This window comes from Methylobacterium sp. B1, from assembly GCF_000333255.1.
Taxonomy (GTDB): Bacteria; Pseudomonadota; Alphaproteobacteria; order Rhizobiales; family Beijerinckiaceae; genus Methylobacterium; species Methylobacterium fujisawaense.
Genome location: NZ_BACT01000581.1, coordinates 14,196 through 32,719, shown reverse-complemented (window position 1 = coordinate 32,719; position 18,524 = coordinate 14,196). Strand labels below are relative to the sequence as shown.

The following is an 18,524-nucleotide window of genomic DNA, read 5'->3' as shown; positions in this document are numbered from 1 at the left end:
ATGGCGGATTGGTGCCGGTCGGTGCGTGGCGTCGATCCGGCCGCGAGCCTTCGGGGGCGATACAGCACGGCGAGGGGCGCGATGCGCCACGTCCGTCGCCTCGGCGGCTTCGAGGCCATGGCCCGCTCGCTCATGGCCGGCTGCGGCTTCGTGACGACGACTGCGCCGGCGCCGGGCGATGTCGGCCTTGTCGAGCACCCGGTGGTCGGGCCGGTTTTCGCGATCCGGTGCCCCCTCGGTTGGGCGGTGAAGAGCCCCGAGGGTGTCGCGGTCGACCACTACCCGACCGTCGTGGCCTGGAGCGTCTGATGCCTGCCGCGATCGGGGCAGCCGTCATCGGTGAACTGGCACTCGGCGCAACCGCTGAATTGTTGGTTGGGTACGCCGTGCTCAGCGTCGGCCTCTACGGCGTGAACTATGCGGCGCAGGCGCTGCTCAGCGGCGAGAAACGGGCGGATGCTCAGGTCACCGTCCGCCAGCCTGTGGCGGCGCGCCGTCGCGTGCTCGGGCAGGCGAAGGTCGGTGGTGTCATTTTCGCGCTGGAGACCTTGAAGTACGACAATCCGGACGACGACAAGGCCAAGATTCTCTACCGGGGCGCTGTCCACTGCGTCGGCCCGGTCGCCATCCTGCAGTACTGGCTCGGTGACGTGAAGACGAGCCTCGGCCAGGGCGCGGGCGGCATCGTCCCTGACAGCGTCTATCAGGGCAAGGTCTCGATCGAGGGCCATTCGGGAACCGAGGATCAGCCCGCGTCAGCCGCGTTGCTGAAGCTGCCGTACTGGAATGACAGCATGCAGCTCCTGGGGCTGTGCTACTCGGTGGTGGTGGCCACGCCCCTGAAAAAGGGCAGCCAGATCTTCCCCGAAGGTGCGCCGGACGTGCGCCTGCTCGTATCGGGAGCGCCGTCCTACGATCCGCGGACCGGCGGCTACGCCTACACGGACAACGCCGCGATCCTGCTACTCGACTACCTGATGCACGAGAGCGGCTATGGCCTAGCGCTCTCCGAGATCAGCGTTCAGAGCTTCATCGAGCTCGCCAACGTCTGCGATCAGCCGGTTGCGCTGATCGAGCCGGATCCGAACGGGGCGACCGTCGAGCTGCGTTACCGGTCCTGGGGCAGCTACACCTACGACGAGCAGCGCTCGGATGTGCTCGGGCGGATGCTCGCGGCCTGCGATGGCGAGCTCTACCAAGATGCCGATGGTCTGGTTGCGGTGCGCGGCGGCCGCTGGCAGGCGCCGACCTTCACCATCGACGAGAGCATGATCCAAGGCTGGGATCAGCTGGAGGAGGGTGACGAGGCGTACAACACCTTCACGCGGATCAAGCATACCTACACGGATCCGTTTCAGGACTACCAGCCGACCGAGGGCGATCCATGGGACGATCTCGCGTCACAGGCCGTGCAAGGCGTGATCGAGACGGAGCGGAGCTTCATCCGGGCGCCGTCACACAGCCAGTCGCGGCGGCTCGCCAAGATCGCGATGGCCAAGGGCAATCCGCGCTTCCGGCTTACCGGTCTGCGGCTCTCGCCTGCTGGCCTGCCGGCCTATGGCGAGGCGACCGTGACGCTGGACCTGCCGTCGTTCGGCATCAACACCACCTTCGCGGTGATGCGCGGCACGCTGGTAATGTCGGGTAACGCCCTGACCAGTGTGAAGCTCGACCTCATCAGTCTCGACGCCTCGGCCTACGCCTGGGATCCAGCCGAGGAAGGCCAGCGGCCGCCGCTGCCCGACACCTATAACTGAGGCCGGCATGGCAGGTCCCCTACTCTGGCCCTCCGATCTCAGCCCGTCGTCTGAGGATTGGTCCCTGCGAGGCGGCACGCGCTCCGGCGGCCAGACCTTCGAAGGCAACGAGGCGGTCGTCATCTCGCCGACCGCTCGGTGGAAGGCTGCGATGAGCATCCCGTGCGCGGGTCGGACGAAGGTCCAGGCCATGCGCAGAATCATCGCGCTCGGACGCTCGCAGGTCTGGTACGTCGGGCCCTACGAGCGCTCCCGGGCGCCCTGGCCAATCGATCCGGTGGTCGGGGGCTACCTCACGGACAAGACGCCCGGCCTCGTCCAGTCCCCGCTGTCGTTCAACCTGTTACAGGATGCGGCCTTGAATGCGCCGGCCATCTCGATCCAGCGCGTCAGGGGCGGCCTGTTGGCCCCGGGCATGATCTTCTCGATCGGCAGCCGCCTCCACACCATCGTGGGCCTGACTACGGACGATCCCATTGATCCGGCAAGCGGCCTCGCGGTGCCGGGCGGGATCGGTGTGATGATACGGCCGTGGCTCCGAGCGGATTACAGCGCCGGCGCGAACATCCGGTTCGATTTTCCGACCGGGACGATGCGCCTCGCCAGCGACGACACCGGCGCGATGGAGTTGCAGCTCTCCCGGTACGGGACCGTCTCGCTCGACCTCGTCGAAGCCTTCTGAACCTCTCTTCAACGCGAGATCGGCATGGCCCTTCTGAAGCCATCCCTCGGCTCGACGCCGCAGGACAACATCAACCGCATCGGTGCCGCTTTCGATGTGGTCGACGGCCATTCTCAGGCGATCGCCGACGAGCAGACGCAGCGCGTAACCGGTATCGCCGCCGAAGCGCAGGCTCGTGTGGCCGGTATCGCGGCCGAGGCGCAAGCGCGAGCCGCCGCGGTCGCGGCTGAAGGCCAAGCGCGTGACGCCGCAGTCCAGGCAGAGGGAGCCGCCCGCCAGCAGGCGATCGTCAACGCCGTCACGGCTGAAGGGGCGGCACGGGCGGCCGGCGACAACGCCCTCGCGGCGCTGATCAGCCGCCTCCGCTTTGATTGTGTGGCCGACACCGACCGCGTCGGCGATGCGGGATACGCCTTCTCTTGTCCCGCCTCGCTCGCTGGGCTCCAGGGTGACAGCTATGCGCTACCGGTGCTGCCCGCCTCGATGCGGGCCTTCGGCGACAACGGCTCCGTCGCACGTCTGACCGGGCCCGGCATCATCGCCACGCGCAAGCGGGTCGCCGTCGAGCCCGGGCGCATGTATCGGGCTCGCTGGGTCGCGCAGCGCCGCGCGAACGCCTCCGATCCGTCCAACGACGCGGTGCGCTTCGGGATCGTGTGGTTCGACCAGGCCGGCAACATGCTGCCCAGCGGGGCGGGCTCGTCCTACACCGCTGTGACTGACCTGAAGAAGATCACGGTCTCCTCTGGCCGCATCGAGCGGCAGACCACGATCGGGCGGCAGGCCGGCGCCGGCACGCTGATCGTGGCGCCGCGCAATGCCCGCTTCGCCCGGCTGTTCGCGCATATGTTCGGCGCGGATTCGACCACCGACATCGAGGTGCTCGCCCTCGACGATGTGTCGAATGCGACTCTGCTCGATCCGGTCTCGTCGGACGCGATTTCACGGCTGACGGCGGTGGAGAGCCAAAACCTCGCACCTCGCGTCGCCTCGCTCGAAAGCGCGGTCCAGAACCCTCTGGCTCTGACCTTCGCCAGCTTGGGCGATGCTGCCTCTGCGACGATCCCGGCGCAGGTGACGACCCTGTCCATTCGCGGGCGGTCGAAGGCGGGCGACGGCCGCGGCGGCGATTATGTGCGCGTGCCCGTGGCGCCGTCGGCCGGGCAGGGCTTCCGCACGCAGGATGGCGCCTACTGGCAGTCCATCATCCCGCTCGATCTCGCTCTCGCGGGCCAGCCCACCGTGGCGGACGGCGGGCCATCGTGGGCGGGCTACAATCGCATCCACGACACTTTCCGAGTGGCGATCAACGATTACCCGATGGAGGCGCAGTTCGGCGCCAACCAATTCGGCATCACCGAGGCCATCGTCGGCGCCGTAGAGATCCCGGCGGCGAGCGACGCGGGCAACCACGCATCAGGGACCGCGGGCTACGCGCGCTCGTCCTCGATCAGCCAGGGCGGCGTGGGCATGTTCGGCGGAGCCTTTGCAGGCGCCAGCGGCGTCGGCGGTGCGGTCTCGCTCTGGGGCGCCAACACGCTCACCAGCAACTGCGCTCACCACACCGATCCTTACGGCTTCACGAACATCGTGGCCTACGGCATCGAATTGGATTTCAACATCCGCAAGCAGCAGGATGGATCTGACGTCAACGTTCCGCTGCGTGGCCTATATTTCATCGGCGACAGCAACACCAACGGCCTCGGCATCTGCCACGTGATCGACGTCGACCAGATCGGCATCAATCAGAACATCCCGTGGAAGAAGGTAATCTACACCAGCGACGGGGCCGCGCTGCTCGGATTCGATCTCGGGGCGAATAGTAAGGCCAAGGGTTCCGGTTCGCAGGCCATCAACCTCCGCTCGATCTCGGCGGACGGGTCTGGACGCAACGGCCAGATCCAGGTCAGCCCGACCGGCGACATGATCCTCACCCCGTTCTCTGGCGCTGGGCTGGCTGTCATCGACACTGGCGGCAAGATCGCCCTCCAAGCTGCCAACGGCCTTTTCAAGATCAATTTGGACGGCGGCGCGCCTCGGACCGTCACCTACGGCGCGGCTGACAGCGCCGGTTCCGGATTCCGGGCGCTGCGCGTCCCGAACTGACCGCCCCCACCCTTCCCACCGACAGACTGGAGATATGGCATGGCCCGCCTCATCGAGACGGCTGAGCAGCACGTCGCGCTGCAACTTGGCAACCTGACCGCGCAGAACATCGCCCTGTCTTGTGCCCTGGAACAGCGCGATCGAGCGCTGGGCGATGCACAGGCTCGGATCGCGGAACTGGAGGCCGAACTCGGCAAACCGAGGGCCTCGGGTGAGGCCGAAGACGCCGCCCCTGATCGTGCCGAAGGTGGCATCGCGTGATCCTCGCGCCGCTCACCTATGCGTGGCGGATGGCCCGGGCCGACGCCGCGCCGCTCGGCATCATCCCGCGCGGGAAGAACGTCGAGTCCGGCGAGATCGTCACGCTGCCCACCGGCTCGCAGGTGATCACCTGGAGCATCGGGCTGCCCGCCGGCCTGCGCTCGCTGACGACGGCGCCCGACGGCGGGCTCGTCACGGACGCGGACGGCGTGATCCGCTTCCCGCTCGCGCCGGCCGACCTCGCCGCCACGCCGGCAAAGGCCGTCATGCCGGTGGCCGTGCGGATCACCAAGGACGACGGCACAGGCCGGACCGTCCTGCTCGGCACCCTCGAACTGCTGGATTAAGCCGATGGCGACCGAGACCACGCCCGTCCCCGATCTCGCTCAGCGCTTCGCCGAGAAGGTCACCGAGACCGTCATCCCCTTCACGATCGAGGTGGTGCTGGCCTTCTCGACCGGCACCGTGAACGAGGCGCTCGCGGAGATCCGCGACGGGGTCGACGGTAGCCGCAACACGCTGCGCCTCATGTCCGATGCGATCGACGCCAGCGCGGCCGACACCCTGCGCGAGGCAGACGCGCAGTCCTTCATCAACGCGCTCATCTTCGGCTGAGGCCTCATCCCATGAAGAAGCCCCTCTTCGGCGGCGTCACCTTCGCGCCCGTAGACCGCACGCTCGATTTCTCGGGCGTGCCAGGATTCGACATCCGAGCGCTGCTCGCGGTGGTCGATCTCACGCAAGGCGCCATTCTCTACGCGGCCGGCAAGCCCGGGCTCGGCTACACCGCGCTGGCTGGATCGGTGGTGTCGCTTGCCGTCGATACCGCGGAGATGGCGGCTTCCGACAAGCTGCTCATCCTGTACGACGATGGCACCGATGTTCTGCCGGCCGGGGCCGCCACGGATGCGACCCTGCAACTGATCCTGAACGCCATCAAGGCCCAGCGCGTCGAGACGATCTGGACCGACGACACCGGCGCGCGGTTCATCCGACTGGATGCCAGTGGCGTCATCTCGTGGACGGACGTGGCGGGCAACCCGTCATCGGCGCCTGGTAGCGGTGCTCGGCCCGATGCCGACAGCGGCACCGTCGTTTCGCGTTACACCTACAAGGCCACGGCCAGCGGCACCGGCTTCGCCTCGGGCGATTTCCTCGACCACGTCGTGGTGACCGACGGCGACGCGGGCGACCTCGTCTCGAACTTCTGGGTGAACGTCACCGCGGGGACCAAGATCGCTGCGCCCTCGGCGGCCTCGATCACCCCGCTGTCGCCCCTGCCTGAAGGAGCGGCAACCGCCCTCAACCAAGCCCAGGTAATCGCCGGCCTGGGCGCCCCGGTAGATGCGGCCGCGACTGCGGACAGTGGCACGTTCAGCCTGATCGGGCTGGTCAAGCGCGGCCTCGGCAACTGGACCACGCTTCTCGCTCGCATCCCGGCTCTGGTGTCTGGACGGATGCCGGTCGACGGCTCCGGGGTTATCCAGCCGATCAGCGCTGCCGCGCTGCCCCTGCCGGCGGGTGCAGCCACCGCCGCGAAGCAGCCAGCGCTGGGGACGGCCGGCACCCCTGCGGCTGATGTCCTGACGGTGCAAGGCAGCGCCTCGGGGACGCTACTGCCGGTCTCGGCGCAGCTCAACGGTGGAACAGCCACCGTGTTCATCGCGGCCGGCAGCAACCTCATGGGCAAGGTCGGCATCGATCAGACCACGCCTGGAACCACGAATGGCGTGGTGGTGAACAGCTCGGCCCTGCCGGCGGGAGCCGCGACAGCGGCGAAACAGCCGGCGCTTGGCACTGCAGGGACCCCCTCGGCCGACGTGCTCACGGTGCAAGGTGCCAGCACGGGGCAGCCGCTTCCGGTCCTCGCACAGTTGAACGGAGGCACCGCCACCGTCTTCCTGGCAGCCGGCGCGCAGGCCGTCGGTTCGCTCGTTGCGAGCTCGACCGGCGCTTCAGGCGCGACTTTCGGCACCTACTACACCGCATCCACGGCGGCTGCGGGCCAGATCATCAAGGGCGCGGCTGGCAACGTCTTCAACCTCACGGCCTGGAATAGCGACACTGCCCCGGTGTGGGTGAAGCTGTTCAACAAGGGCTCCGCGCCGACCATGGGCACGGACAGTGCGGTCTGGGAGGCGATGGTGCCGGCTGGCGGTACGATCTCGGTGCCTTTCGCTGACGTCGGCCTTTCGCTCGGGACGGGCATCGCGGTCGGTTTCTCCGGGGCGCAGGGTCCGACGAATGCCACGGCGCTGAACGCGGCGGGTAAGGCCGGCGTCAGCCTCGCGCTGAAGTAGACCCCATGGCTCGCCTCATTGCCGCGGCGCTGTTCACCTGCGCGCTCGCCGCCTCAGCATCTGCCACACCACGCCATCGGCGCCCGACCTTCTGCACGCCTGTCTACATCGAGGGCGCCGGCACCGTGCGGATCTGCGCGCCGGCCCGCGGGCGCTGACGCTTCACCACCCCTGACATCGTGAGGATTACCATGGCAGCCGCCAACTTCGAGCGGGCACTGGCGCTCGTCCTGTTGCACGAGGGCGGATACGTCGATCACCCCGCGGACCCGGGCGGAGCGACAAACCTCGGCATCACCATCGGCACGCTGTCGGGTTGGCTCGGCCGGTCGGCGACCAAGGCCGAGGTCCGCGCGCTCACCAAGGCGACCGTCGCGCCGATCTACCGGAAGAATTACTGGGACGCGGTTCGCGGCGACGAGCTGCCGGCCGGTGTGGACTACTGCGTCTTCGACTTCGCGGTGAACTCGGGCAAAGGGCGGGCCGTGCCGTCGCTGCAGCGCGCGATCGGTGTCGCGGATGACGGCAAGATCGGCCCGATCACGCTGGCGGCGGCGCGCGCGAAGGACGCCGGCCAGACGGTCGAGCGGATCTGTGCGGATCGCCTCGCCTTCCTGAAGCGCCTGTCGACGTGGCCGACCTTCGGCAAGGGATGGAGCTCGCGCGTGCAGGGGGTCCGCGCCGAGGCTCTGGCGTTGGCCTCGGTGGCGGTGCCCACGGTGCCCGTCGAGGTCGCCCCGCTCCCGCCGCCCGTCTTCGCGCCGGCCCCGCGCAAGAGCGGGTCGCCTGCCGTGACTGCGCCGCCCGCGCCGGCGCCGGCGAAGCCCAGCTTCTGGGCCTCCGCTCTCGCGCGGCTGCGCACTGCCTATCCGAAGAAGGAGATCTGACCCATGGCCGGCGGCATCATCGGATCTATCATCGGCGGCGTCTTGACGGGCGGCGCGGGCCCGGCGCTCGGGGCCGGAATGGGCGCCGCAATCCCGAGCATCGCCGAGATCGCGAAGGTCATCGTCGACCGGACCATCCCGGACCCACAGAAGAAGGCCGAGGCCCAGGCCGAGATCGAGCAGGCTCTGACCGCGCGCGAGACGGCCCTGACGGCAGCCCTCCAGGCGCAGAACGAGCAGCAGAACGCCATCAACCTCGCCGAGGCGCAGGGCAATGACCGCTTCTCCTCGAGGTGGCGGCCGGCGCTCGGCTGGGCGTGCGTGGCGGCCTTCGTCTACCAGTTCCTCGCCGCGCCCATGGTCACGTGGCTGGGCGCGATCCTCGGCGTCATGCTCGGGGTCGCGTTCCCCGCGCCGCCGACGATCGTCGTGTCCGACTTCATGCCGGTGCTGATCGGCATGCTCGGGCTCGGCGTGATGCGCACCTACGAACGCACGACCGGCGTGCCGGGCGCCGCCCCGGGCCCGCAGCCGGCGCGGCGTTGAGCGCGGATGCTCGCGCCATGGACGCCGCCCGCGAAGCCCAGACCCGGCCGCCGGCCTTCCTGCGGTTCCACGATCAAGAGGGCATGATGCCGGAAGCCCCGAACAAACAGGACGAAGTCGCCTGGACGAAAATGCAGGTCGACGTCGCGGTCTCGGCGACGAAGCTCGATGCGGTCCAGTCCGACGTGCGCGGCATCCGGGAGGATCTGCGCAACGTCTACGCCACCAAGACCGAGCTGAAGGACGTGGTCGACGACGTGTCCAAGCTCAAGGATCACGTCGGCTGGCTGGTGAAGTCCGTCCTCGGCGCGATCGTTCTCGCCATTGTCGGCCTCGTCCTGTCGAAAGGCGGGGTGCCGCACTGATGCCCCCGCAAACGGAACCACCCCAGGTCGTGATGCTGCCCGAAGTGGACCGCACGGACGAGATCTACGCCCGTGCCATCGAACTCGCCTACGGGCCCTCGCGGCGGCAGGCTCGCCTGCAGCTCGTGCTCAATGCGCTCTACTACTCCGCCCTCATCTCGCTGATCGGCTGGATCTTCAGCATGGCGATCGACCGGGAGCCGCCGGTCCGGCAGATCACCCGCGAGGTCGTCAACCCGGGCAAGCAGGTCCGTGTCGGCGACCGTCTCCTGATCCACGGCGTCCGACTACGGGACCGGTCGTGCGAGATCACGCGCCGCTGGTGGATCGTAGACGGAGCCGGCCGGCGGCTCGACTTCGAGCCCGAGCGCTTTGACGCCTACGGTGATCTCGGCCGCGAGGAAGAGGTGATCGGCCCGTTCATCCCGCTCGACGCGATGCCCGGTCGAGGCCGGCTTCTCGGCGTAGTGGCCTACGACTGCAATCCGCTCCAGCGGGCCCTTGGCTGGTCGATCACCACGATCCTGCCGCCGCTGGAGTTCGAGATCCTGCCGCGGGCGCCCGGTCCATGACCTGCCCGCCCGTTCCCCAGGATCTGACCGTGGTGATCACTCTGCTGGCGTTCATGGATGGTCTGATCGTCGGGAACCGGCTGGCACCGAGGGATCTACCCGCGCCGCCCGGCTGACCGGAACCGGGCGCCAGTACCGCGCGTAGACGGGCCTCTGATCCTCAGCACGACCCACCTTGAACCGCCCGGCTCCGGCCGCGGCGGTTTTTTCGTATGCTGAGGCATAGGCCGGAGCACCGGTCCCCGTTTCAGGCTTGTCGGAACCGCCCCGCTTCCCGCACCTCGATGGGGTCGCCCGCGCTTACTGGTTCGCAGATGCGCTTGATGGCGACCATGACGTAACCGCCCCTACGATGACCGCTCATCCTTAAGTTCGGAGAGTTCTCTGTTCGCGCGCTCGAGCGCGAGTTTGAGTTCGACGATCTCGTGGTTCGCGGCATGAAGCTTTCGGGCCAGCAGACCGTCGGCAACCCGGGCCGCTGGGAAGCCAAACATTACCGTCTGCAGACCTTCCAAGGAGGTGCCGTAGAGCCAATCCGTCATTGGGACGACTGAGGAAGTTTCGCCAGCGCACAGCCGCCTATAGGGCCGGGTCTTCTCGCTCCGAAGCTTTTCGATGACGGCAACCGAGTCGTACATTGATACGCGACCAATGGCGGCGTTGAGTGCCCGCATACGCTCTCGGGTCGGCGCGTCCAAGCGTGGGTCGGCTTGGAAATAATCCAAGTTTAGGGCGTCCCCGAGGGATTTGATCCACTCGATAGACGAGCCCGGTTCGAGGTAGCCACCCTCGAACGTATCGAAATAGCTCGTGTGGAGGTCTTCGATGATGTACTTCCCACCCGGCTTCAAGCGACCAAACAAGATGTCAAACGACTGCTTGACGTGACTACATAAGTGCGACCCGTCATCGACGATGATGTCGAAATCTTGGTGCTGCAGCAGGTCGTCAATCCCCGCGGCATCCGTGGCGTCCTGCACATGAGCCGAGATCAAGGGGTTGGCGAAAGTCAGTTCGCCGACTTTTGGATCGATGTCGATTCCTATAATTCGCGACCCTGCGGGCAGGTAATCACCCCAGAGTTCAAGCGATCCCCCGTTCTGGACGCCGATCTCAAGGATGCTGACAGGGGCGCCGCGAACGAGATAGGGTCCAAGCTCGACTTCGTAGATCGAAAGATACTGCTCCCACTTGGTGGCGGACTTGCCCGTTTTCGTGAAGAAAAGTTGGGTCAGACTCTTTTGCATACCTACCTATCCCGGTGGCTCGACCCTGCGGTCGGCACCTGCCGCCCTATGGACCGAGGGTCGAAAGACACGCTAAATACGAGTCGGCGAACCTACCTGTAGGCGATCCGACAAACGGGTAGGTCGATCCGGGCGCGAGACGTTCGTGAGCGAAATACCGGGGTGGGCGAAATCATACTCGCCGCCCGCCTCTCAACCGTCGCACCGGCCATGGGCTCGAACGTTGCGCCATCAGATTGCCCTCCTAATTTCCGCGGTTACTTATCCGTTCAACCACGCCTGAATGCGCCGATCCGAGATCACCAGTTAGGTCGCGATGCTCACCTAACAGCCGAAATTTACTCGCGATAGACGAATCTGACCCTTTCCATTCATCAACGGCTAAGAGTCCTGCCTTAGCGATCGATACGCACGCACCAGCCTGTTCAGCATGCCCGGTCAAAAATACATCTTTCAGCTCAGAGATCACCGCAAACGTCATCTTATAATCAGGATCGTCCATCATAAATCCGTCCGCAGTACTATCTTTGCTTGCATATTTTGAGCATCGATGACTGGCACGGAACTGCAGCAATGATTTGCAGGCAGGCCCGTTGTGATCTGACCGCCAGCCTGCTTATTCAGTGAGCTTCCGGCTAGCGGAATTGTATAGCGCGCACAACTAATTTTCGAAGCGCGGCTTCCTGCACGTGGATCATGCCGGCGCCCTAATGGTCAACGGCAACCCGGTGGTCGCTGTCGAGCCCGACCGGACCGTGTTCGACCGATTTTCGGGCTATCGGACCAAGCCTGGGCAGACCTGGGGACCGCCGGTCTTGGAATATGCTGCGAAAGGCCGCGGCTGATCGTGCCTGTGATCTACGAGGATGTCGGGGGCAACCGCGGTCTTAGCCGGCGCAGGTTGTTGCGTCGGCCAAGCCATTAACAAGGCAGGTCTTTTCGCAGCGCATCATGCAGGTATGTCTAGTCGCATACCGAGCCAGTCATGCACTTCGAGATCCGCCCAATCGGCCGCCACCTCTGGACCCGGGCGTTGCTCGACGCCTCAGACGTGACGGTGATGGGATCGGATCGGACGTTCCCATCCAAGGCCCAGGCATCTGCAGCCGCGTTCGCCTTCTCGAAGCTCGTGACCCGGGCCGGGAAGACGCTGAGTGTTCCGACATCGGGCGGCCTGGCCTAGAGGCTGCTACGGAGTTGCGACCGCGCCAGTTTCGTAGGGATGCAGTCCCGTCACGCCTATCCGTCTGATGTCAGCGATGAAGAGTGGGCGCTGGTCGCCCCCTACCTGACCTTGCTTCCCGAAACGGCCGCTCAGCGCGAGCACAGTCTGTGGAAGGTGTTCAACGGGCTGCGCTACGTGGTGCGATACGGCGTGGCTTGGCGTGCGATGCCCCACGATCTGCCGCCCTGGTACGTCGTATACGATCAAGCCCAACGCTGGCTGAGGGCGGGCTGCTTCGAGACCTTAGTCCGCGACCTTCGCGCCGTGCTGCGCCTGGCTTCGGGCCGGACCGAGGAACCTTCGGCCGTGGTCCTCGGCAGCCGGACGCTGCGCTCGACGCCGGAGAGCGGGGCCCGCGCCGCTTGGGACGGCCATCAGCGCACCCGGGGTTCGAAACTGCACGCGGCCGTCGATACGCTCGGGCAGGTGCTGGCGTTGCACGTCACGCCCGCCAATGCCGATGACCGCGCCGCTGTGGCCACATTGGCTGATGCCGTGCAGGAGGCGACCGGCGACAGCGTGGATCTCGCCTACGTCGATCAGGGCTATACCGGCGAGCGTGCGGCGAAGGCGGCAGCCGATCACGGCATCGCCCTGGAGGTCGTGAAGCTACCCGAGGCCAAGCGCGGCTTTGTCCAGCTGCCACGCAGATGGGTCGTCGAACGCGCCCTTGCTTGGATCGCCCGTTTCCGCCGACTGGCTCGTGACTAGGAGCGCCTGCCCGCCACTCGGGCCGGATTGCATCTCGTCGCCTTCAGCGTCCTGCTCCTCTGAAGGGCCGCCGACTTCGCTGCAATCCGTATCAGCCCCTAAGAGGGAAATCTAGCGGCTGGGCGTATAAGCGCCATACCTCTCCGACAAGACAACGCCTCGCTCTGCCCACCCGTATATTGCTTTAACAATTACACGCTGGGCCGCCCGAACGCCATGCGCGGGAAGCAGGACCGCGACAAATCGGTGGCGACGACCTGGGGTTGCCGGTCCCGAGACGACGGCGGTAAGTTGGATCGATCCCACGGTATCAAATGCGACGAATCATGGACCATACTGATCAAAACGAAGATAATTCAACTTTCGCCGCCGACATCTTTGATGGCGACGTCACAGATGTCTGCGGCAGATACTTTGATTACACATGGTACATTGCCAAACACGGAAATCTAACAGGCTCTCCAGACACTATTCTGGCGCACTACCTAAAGCAACGGGGCGCTGAAGGATTCGATCCTCATCCATTGTTCGCATCTTCATGGTATCTAAACCGCAATCCAGACGTCGCGGAAGCGGGCCTCGATCCATTTTTTCATTTTCTGAAATACGGTGGCGCAGAAGGTCGAGATCCCCATCCGGCATTCGATGCAAAACTCTACATACGTCGGCATCCCGGCTTCGAGGCAGAGTTCAATAACCCATGGATCCACTACCTAAACCATGACAATCTACTAGGAGAACGTTGCGACGCCATCGCGGAGTGGTATCGTAATGTAGGCGCAGATGATGATCATACAGCGGCACGTATTGCAGCCGAAACGAAGCCGGTTAACGCCAATAAAATCGTCGCGCGCGCGAATACCGCTCTCGTCTATCTTGCTCGCTCAATCGACGGAAGTCCTGCGGATTTCAAAAGGTTTCTTATTTCTTACCATAAATTTGCGGCCGGTCTCGATCATGACCTGATTATCATCAGGAAAGGCGAGGCACGCGCTCCAGGGGCAAGACGCGCTATTGAGGCGACGCTTATTGGCATGCCGGTTCAATACATAGATATTCCGGATGATGGTTATGACATTCAGGCTTACTTCCACGCGGCAAAATTGCTGACACATGAGTTCGTGTGCTTTCTGAACACGCATTCTGAAATACTGGTCGACGATTGGCTGCTGAAGTTGCAACGGCCCTTTACGGACCCGACGGTTGGCGTTACGGCGGCAACTGCCTCATACGAGAGCATCCAAGATTCCATCATGAGCCACGACAAGGTCATGTGGATGCTCCATACTGAACGTCGCCTCGATCTAGACGTAGAGGCGTTCTTTGCGTCCCGTATTGACCGCTGGTTCCCTCAAAAATCGAAAATCTCCGAGCGTCAAGACGCTGTCCGTCGGCTTATTGATGAAGGTATGATTGATGAATCCGTCGTCGAGCTCGACGACATCCTAGCGTACCGACATCATTGGGCTAATACCATTTCCGCGGAGGGCTCACTATCCGGCTACGAAATCTTCGACGTAAAGTTTCCGAGTCCGCACATCAGATCGACGGGCTTCATGATGCGTCGCGCCGTCCTGCTGGATCTCGGCTTCGAGCTCAGCAATGATCGAACGGATTGCATGCTCTTCGAGAGCGGCCGGAGCAGTTTGTGCGCCCGTTTGGCACGCCGATCTCTGAAGCCGATTTTAGTCGGCGCTGATGGCCGCGCATTTGAGACGGAGCGTTGGCCGGAGAGCGGAACTTTCAGGCTGGGTGATCAAGCCAACGTCATGATCTCCGACAATCGCGTGCGTGAGTTCATGGAAGCAGATGACGGCGAGCGGGAGATCCTAGCGACGTTCAGCTGGGGCGAGTACCGGGGGCCGGTGCCGACAGGGCTGAGGAAACTTGGTCACCCGTTTGCCCGCGGTGACTTGCATCCCTGGGATCGGCTTCGCCCCCTCGCGCGACCCGGAGCTCCGGAGGCGGCAGCGCGTCCCTCAATTTCAGTGGTGATTCCGACCCGCAACAGACTATCGTTGGTCAAAGATGCACTCGTTACCTTGCGAGCGCAGGACTACGACAATTGGAATTGCATCGTCTACGATAACGGCTCAAACGAGCCCGTTGTCGATTATGTCGCTTCGCTCAATGACTCACGTGTGAAGTGTGTCCGATCTGATGCCTTCGCGCCCGTTACAGAAAGTTGGAACGGGGCGATTGATTGCGCTACGGGTGACTATGTAATCCTGACCGGCGATGATGATGGCTTCCCGCCCGGCGCTCTAAGCAAGATCGCAGATATCGTACACGAATTTGATCGTCCCGAATTTATCTATACCTCCTTAATCCAGTTTATCCATCCAATGGTTCGACTGGATGAGCCGTGGGGTTACGTCGACAAGGTTTCAAACGGCTTCTTCTTCCATCAGGCGACGCGGCCCTTCGTGTTGGACGCCGAGGTTGCGAAATTATCTGTGCTCGGTTCTTTAAATTTCCGCAGGAGCTTCACTTATAACATGCAGGCCTGCATTTTCAGCAAGCGCCTGCTGGGACGAATGCGTCGTGACGGGAAAATATTCCACTCGCCATTCCCAGATTATTACATCGCCAACGTCGCTCTACTTGAGTCGAAGAAAACGGTCGTCGTTCCTGAGCCACTTGGAATCCAGGGGGTATCGCGGAAATCATTCGGCTTCACACTGTTCAACAATCTGCCAGACGTCGGCGCGGCTCTCCTCGCAACCGATCTTCAACAAGATCGGCATTATTCAAATGTAGCCGACCAGATTCTAGCCGGACCTCCGTACAACACCAACTTTATGATCACGATGCACCACGTCGTGGAGGCGCTCGGAGCTGCATCTCCATCCGCAGTAAACATGAAGCGATATCGGCGAGTACAAATCGTCAATGCGATCAACTTGGATGAAGAGGCCGAGCGTGCAGGCTCGCCATCTGACAAATTCGCTAAACTCGCCAAGGATCTGAGTGAAGAGGAGATCGGGTGGGCCAATACTCTCAGGCGCGGGCTCGGTGTTACTCAGACTAACGCCGACGAGCGAGCGATTGCGAACAGCATTAGAGATAATGCGAGCATGTATGCTCCGTTCAATCTGGCGGTTCAGATGCAGCGCATAGCGACAGGGCAATTTGCGCTACTGCCAGAAGTGTACGTCGCCCTCCGAACTGGACGGATATGCGTCTGATGCTACCAGTCAGGCGCCCGCGTTCTGCGTCTTGCGCGGCTGAGAGAAGCTGACTATTAGCTGCAAAATTAAAATAAAATTGGATCTAGGCCTCAGCGGATGTTGTTGGCCTAGATCCATTAAAATTGCCTTCGCGGCAACGCATACTGAAGCGCGGCCGCGATTGCTGTGACGCTCACTTAACTCTGGCCAAGATTTGTTTACGGCGCGAGCACCGCCAAGCCGGGTTCTTTCATATCCTCAAGGGAGGCTTTAGGAACAACCATCTGCGGATCGGCTTGTCTCACCACAAGAAAGCCGAGGGCCCGAAGTATGATGAAGGTCACCTACATCAGCTTCCACGAGAAGCCGGACAGCCCCATCCATAGCGGCTGGTACATCGCGGACGCGAACGGAGCGACGATCGGCGGTGGGAGCCGCTATCAAGACCAAGCCAGCTGTCTGCGAGCATTGCTTGCCCTGAGCTGACCTTTGGCGCGTCGGCCGGAACAAGCTCGCCCGGCTCGCTGGCGTGGGTTTGTTCGTGCGCCAAAATTCAACCAGTCAGTGGATGGCGAGCGGCGACATCGCGGGCAAGATTCGGCAGCTGTTAACATCGGCCATCCCTGAACCTGACCGAACGGATTTCCCACTGTTGAAGCCGATTGACCCTCTCAGATGGGCTGCCAACATAGCACGCTTATGCGTTCCCAACTGATGGTAAGTAGCTGATGTCCGTTTCGCCAGTCAGCTGAGAGATCAGAGCGCCAATTTCCTCTTCTTTCAACGCGACCGCGATCCATCCGTATGCGGCGCTTCGAATGGCCATGAAGCGGATAGGCCCGTTGCTCGGTTTTACAACTTCGATCTTAGGATTCATCAACATCGCGTTGCCGTCACCCTTAGGCCGCCTGGCGCGAAAGTTGTCAGGTATTTCAGGCAACATATTAGCTCGGATCTGCGCCAGCCCCTCCATGAGCGCCATTATTTGATCCGCATCAAGCTCCATCGATGACCTCAATCCGTTATCATCAATAAATTCTAGCGCGGCGCGAGACTTGCCTGATACGAGTTTGGCTTCGAATTTTCTATTGGTCATATGACTTCGGCCGCTCTTTAGGGTTCGACTGATTAATGTGCCGCAGAAATAAGCAAACCAAATCTAGCAACCCTGCCAGCCGATTGGGCCATGGGGATGCCGGCACTTGGTTTGAAGAACCGCGTTTTTGGGTCGGGCATCCGAATTCTCGCACATTTGATAATATTGTGCTGGCGACCGGTGTGAAACGTCGCGCGGCACGCCGCCGTCATGCCTTATGTTTAAGGATTCTTCGGGCCTCATCATGAAGGACGGTATGTTTTATTGAGGCCGGCCCTTCGTTTGGTGTTATGTGACCCTCCGCAAGGATGAGTTGTTTGAACTTTTTACGATTGAGTCCGCGTCATCCGATTGAGGCGGCTGTCGCTGAAAGCACAACCGGAAACACTGGCGACGGGAATTTATGGTCGTCCTCCAAATTTGGCGCTACTAAGATGCCAGGTCACGGCCGCGGGTCTATCGCGAGAATACGGAAGGCTTGCGAAGGCCTTACGTAATAGTTAATTTTAGAAAATTCAGAGATGCTTCAAAGATCGGGTTTCTAAACGTTGCATCCTAGCCGCCTGGAGTGCTCTGCACTGGCCAACGGATCCGTACACCCAAAACCTCAATCTGGTCACGGCAGATGAATTTGTATTCGGGCCCGCCTTGGGGCCAGACACTTGGATCGTTTGCAATTTCAAGACCGTTTACAATGAAGGAATGCAGCGAACGACCAGAAATATTGTCGTCGAACTCTATGTAGAATTTATCGCTTAGCCCATTGCGCCTGAACAACTCTTTGAGAGAGTTGATAGCACTTGTTATTGCTTCTGCGCCGTTGGTCATTTGGTCCTCCGATCCGAATGTACCATAACCCGAAGTAACCGTTTGTGGCAGAGTCGCTACAGTCGGCGTGGATTGATGAGCTACTATCGATTTGCGCTACCCGATCACGGCTAACTTGTGCCAGGAGTCAGACTGGGATAATTTGCCCTGGTTGAGGCCCGACCCCGGAATCGACCGAGCCTCGCTTTCACAGTACGTGCAGGACTGAAGAGTGGGCCTCACGCCTCACTATCTTCCGGTAGAGTCTATATGCCCGTAAGCTGCGAGTTGGCGGTTGAGGGCCTCACGATCTCCTTCACCTGTTAACGCCCTCCCGCCCGCCATCGCCTCAAAGCGCGACCAGATCGAGCGCCTGGCCGAGCGTGCCTCGCCATGCCGGTATCTATTGACGGCGAAGTGGGCGGCGATGGACACGAACGCGATGGCGTTCCTCGATCAGTTCGGCGCTGAGGCGCATCAGTTGGGTCGGACACAGCAGCAGCTCTTTGGCATCCATCCAGAACACGGCTTTCTGCGCGTGGAGTATGCTGGCGCCGTGATTGTTAACGACCGGCCGGTGATCGCAGTCGAGCCCGCCCGGATAGGGTTTGACCGCTTCTCCAGCTATCGGACGAAACCTCGGGCAGGCCTGGGAGCAGTCGGTCGGGGAATTCGCAGTCCGCGCCCGCTGATGAGTCGTGTTGCGTATTGGCTCGGCTCATACGTTAGTGAGATCGCGCATTCCCTCGCTCCGAGAGCAGAAACGGGGCAGGGCAAATGGAGCTGATAGCG

General features: G+C 62.8%; 21 protein-coding genes and 1 pseudogene. 18 read left to right on the top strand and 4 right to left on the bottom strand.

Annotated elements, in window-relative coordinates:
* The 13 genes from I53_RS17130 to I53_RS17075 all read left to right on the top strand — a co-directional run.
* On the top strand, positions 1-309 hold a 309-nt coding region (locus I53_RS17130; RefSeq protein ID WP_043352758.1), incomplete at its 5' end, for a hypothetical protein.
* On the top strand, positions 309-1,757 hold the full coding sequence (locus I53_RS17125) for a hypothetical protein (RefSeq protein ID WP_043352756.1): 1,449 nt from the start codon (positions 309-311) through the stop codon (positions 1,755-1,757). The genes I53_RS17130 and I53_RS17125, both read left to right, overlap by 1 nt.
* Positions 1,758-1,947: 190 nt before the next feature.
* On the top strand, positions 1,948-2,439 hold the full coding sequence (locus I53_RS17120) for a hypothetical protein (protein WP_148291184.1): 492 nt from the start codon (positions 1,948-1,950) through the stop codon (positions 2,437-2,439).
* Between the two features lie 24 nt (positions 2,440-2,463).
* Entirely contained in the window at positions 2,464-4,545 is a 2,082-nt protein-coding gene (locus I53_RS17115; RefSeq protein ID WP_043352752.1) for a hypothetical protein, read from the top strand.
* Positions 4,546-4,584: 39 nt separating this feature from the next.
* Positions 4,585-4,806, top strand: a complete 222-nt coding sequence (locus I53_RS17110; protein WP_043352750.1) for a hypothetical protein — start codon at positions 4,585-4,587, stop codon at positions 4,804-4,806.
* Positions 4,803-5,153: a hypothetical protein gene (locus I53_RS17105; RefSeq protein WP_043352748.1), complete on the top strand. Its 351-nt coding sequence runs from the start codon at positions 4,803-4,805 to the stop codon at positions 5,151-5,153. The genes I53_RS17110 and I53_RS17105 overlap by 4 nt, the downstream gene beginning before the upstream one ends.
* Before the next feature lie 4 nt (positions 5,154-5,157).
* Positions 5,158-5,421 (top strand): hypothetical protein, encoded by a 264-nt coding sequence (locus I53_RS17100; protein WP_043352747.1) that lies wholly within the window; start codon positions 5,158-5,160, stop codon positions 5,419-5,421.
* 11 nt (positions 5,422-5,432) lie between these two features.
* On the top strand, positions 5,433-7,106 hold the full coding sequence (locus I53_RS17095; RefSeq protein ID WP_043352745.1) for a hypothetical protein: 1,674 nt from the start codon (positions 5,433-5,435) through the stop codon (positions 7,104-7,106).
* A 5-nt stretch (positions 7,107-7,111) separates the two neighbouring features.
* A complete protein-coding gene (locus tag I53_RS34015; RefSeq protein WP_187294372.1) occupies positions 7,112-7,264 on the top strand; it encodes a hypothetical protein in 153 nt (50 codons plus the stop codon).
* 33 nt (positions 7,265-7,297) lie between these two features.
* Positions 7,298-7,993 carry a glycoside hydrolase family 108 protein gene (locus tag I53_RS17090; RefSeq protein ID WP_083936090.1) on the top strand — a complete coding sequence of 232 codons (696 nt, stop codon included), beginning with the start codon at positions 7,298-7,300 and terminating at the stop codon, positions 7,991-7,993.
* A 3-nt stretch (positions 7,994-7,996) separates the two neighbouring features.
* Positions 7,997-8,539 carry a 3TM-type holin gene (locus I53_RS17085; protein WP_051044854.1) on the top strand — a complete coding sequence of 181 codons (543 nt, stop codon included), beginning with the start codon at positions 7,997-7,999 and terminating at the stop codon, positions 8,537-8,539.
* 17 nt (positions 8,540-8,556) lie between these two features.
* Positions 8,557-8,904 carry a hypothetical protein gene (locus I53_RS17080; protein ID WP_043352743.1) on the top strand — a complete coding sequence of 116 codons (348 nt, stop codon included), beginning with the start codon at positions 8,557-8,559 and terminating at the stop codon, positions 8,902-8,904.
* A 29-nt stretch (positions 8,905-8,933) separates the two neighbouring features.
* Positions 8,934-9,476: a hypothetical protein gene (locus I53_RS17075; protein ID WP_210161586.1), complete on the top strand. Its 543-nt coding sequence runs from the start codon at positions 8,934-8,936 to the stop codon at positions 9,474-9,476.
* 347 nt (positions 9,477-9,823) lie between these two features.
* Here I53_RS17075 and I53_RS30490 read toward each other — a convergent pair whose 3' ends face one another.
* Together I53_RS30490 and I53_RS33380 are read right to left on the bottom strand one after the other, a co-directional pair.
* Entirely contained in the window at positions 9,824-10,723 is a 900-nt protein-coding gene (locus I53_RS30490; RefSeq protein WP_051044853.1) for a class I SAM-dependent methyltransferase, read from the bottom strand.
* Positions 10,724-10,967: 244 nt separating this feature from the next.
* Positions 10,968-11,228, bottom strand: a complete 261-nt coding sequence (locus I53_RS33380) for a hypothetical protein (RefSeq protein ID WP_148291182.1) — start codon at positions 11,226-11,228, stop codon at positions 10,968-10,970.
* A gap of 480 nt (positions 11,229-11,708) precedes the next feature.
* Here I53_RS33380 and I53_RS17060 point away from each other — a divergent pair, with 480 nt between their 5' ends.
* The 4 genes and pseudogenes from I53_RS17060 to I53_RS34010 all read left to right on the top strand — a co-directional run bounded on the left by I53_RS17060 (position 11,709) and on the right by I53_RS34010 (position 16,315).
* Positions 11,709-11,906 (top strand): hypothetical protein, encoded by a 198-nt coding sequence (locus tag I53_RS17060; RefSeq protein ID WP_043352741.1) that lies wholly within the window; start codon positions 11,709-11,711, stop codon positions 11,904-11,906.
* Between the two features lie 39 nt (positions 11,907-11,945).
* Positions 11,946-12,722: pseudogene (locus I53_RS17055) on the top strand (IS5 family transposase).
* A gap of 263 nt (positions 12,723-12,985) precedes the next feature.
* Positions 12,986-15,847 (top strand): glycosyltransferase, encoded by a 2,862-nt coding sequence (locus tag I53_RS31460; protein WP_187294371.1) that lies wholly within the window; start codon positions 12,986-12,988, stop codon positions 15,845-15,847.
* 312 nt (positions 15,848-16,159) lie between these two features.
* Positions 16,160-16,315 (top strand): hypothetical protein, encoded by a 156-nt coding sequence (locus tag I53_RS34010; RefSeq protein ID WP_187294370.1) that lies wholly within the window; start codon positions 16,160-16,162, stop codon positions 16,313-16,315.
* Between the two features lie 211 nt (positions 16,316-16,526).
* Here I53_RS34010 and I53_RS33375 read toward each other — a convergent pair whose 3' ends face one another.
* Together I53_RS33375 and I53_RS33370 are read right to left on the bottom strand one after the other, a co-directional pair.
* Positions 16,527-16,925, bottom strand: a complete 399-nt coding sequence (locus tag I53_RS33375; protein WP_148291181.1) for a hypothetical protein — start codon at positions 16,923-16,925, stop codon at positions 16,527-16,529.
* Between the two features lie 555 nt (positions 16,926-17,480).
* On the bottom strand, positions 17,481-17,753 hold the full coding sequence (locus I53_RS33370) for a hypothetical protein (protein WP_148291180.1): 273 nt from the start codon (positions 17,751-17,753) through the stop codon (positions 17,481-17,483).
* Between the two features lie 421 nt (positions 17,754-18,174).
* Between I53_RS33370 and I53_RS32175 the strand changes: the two genes are divergently transcribed.
* On the top strand, positions 18,175-18,519 hold the full coding sequence (locus I53_RS32175) for a hypothetical protein (protein WP_251982346.1): 345 nt from the start codon (positions 18,175-18,177) through the stop codon (positions 18,517-18,519).
* Positions 18,520-18,524: the final 5 nt, after the last annotated feature.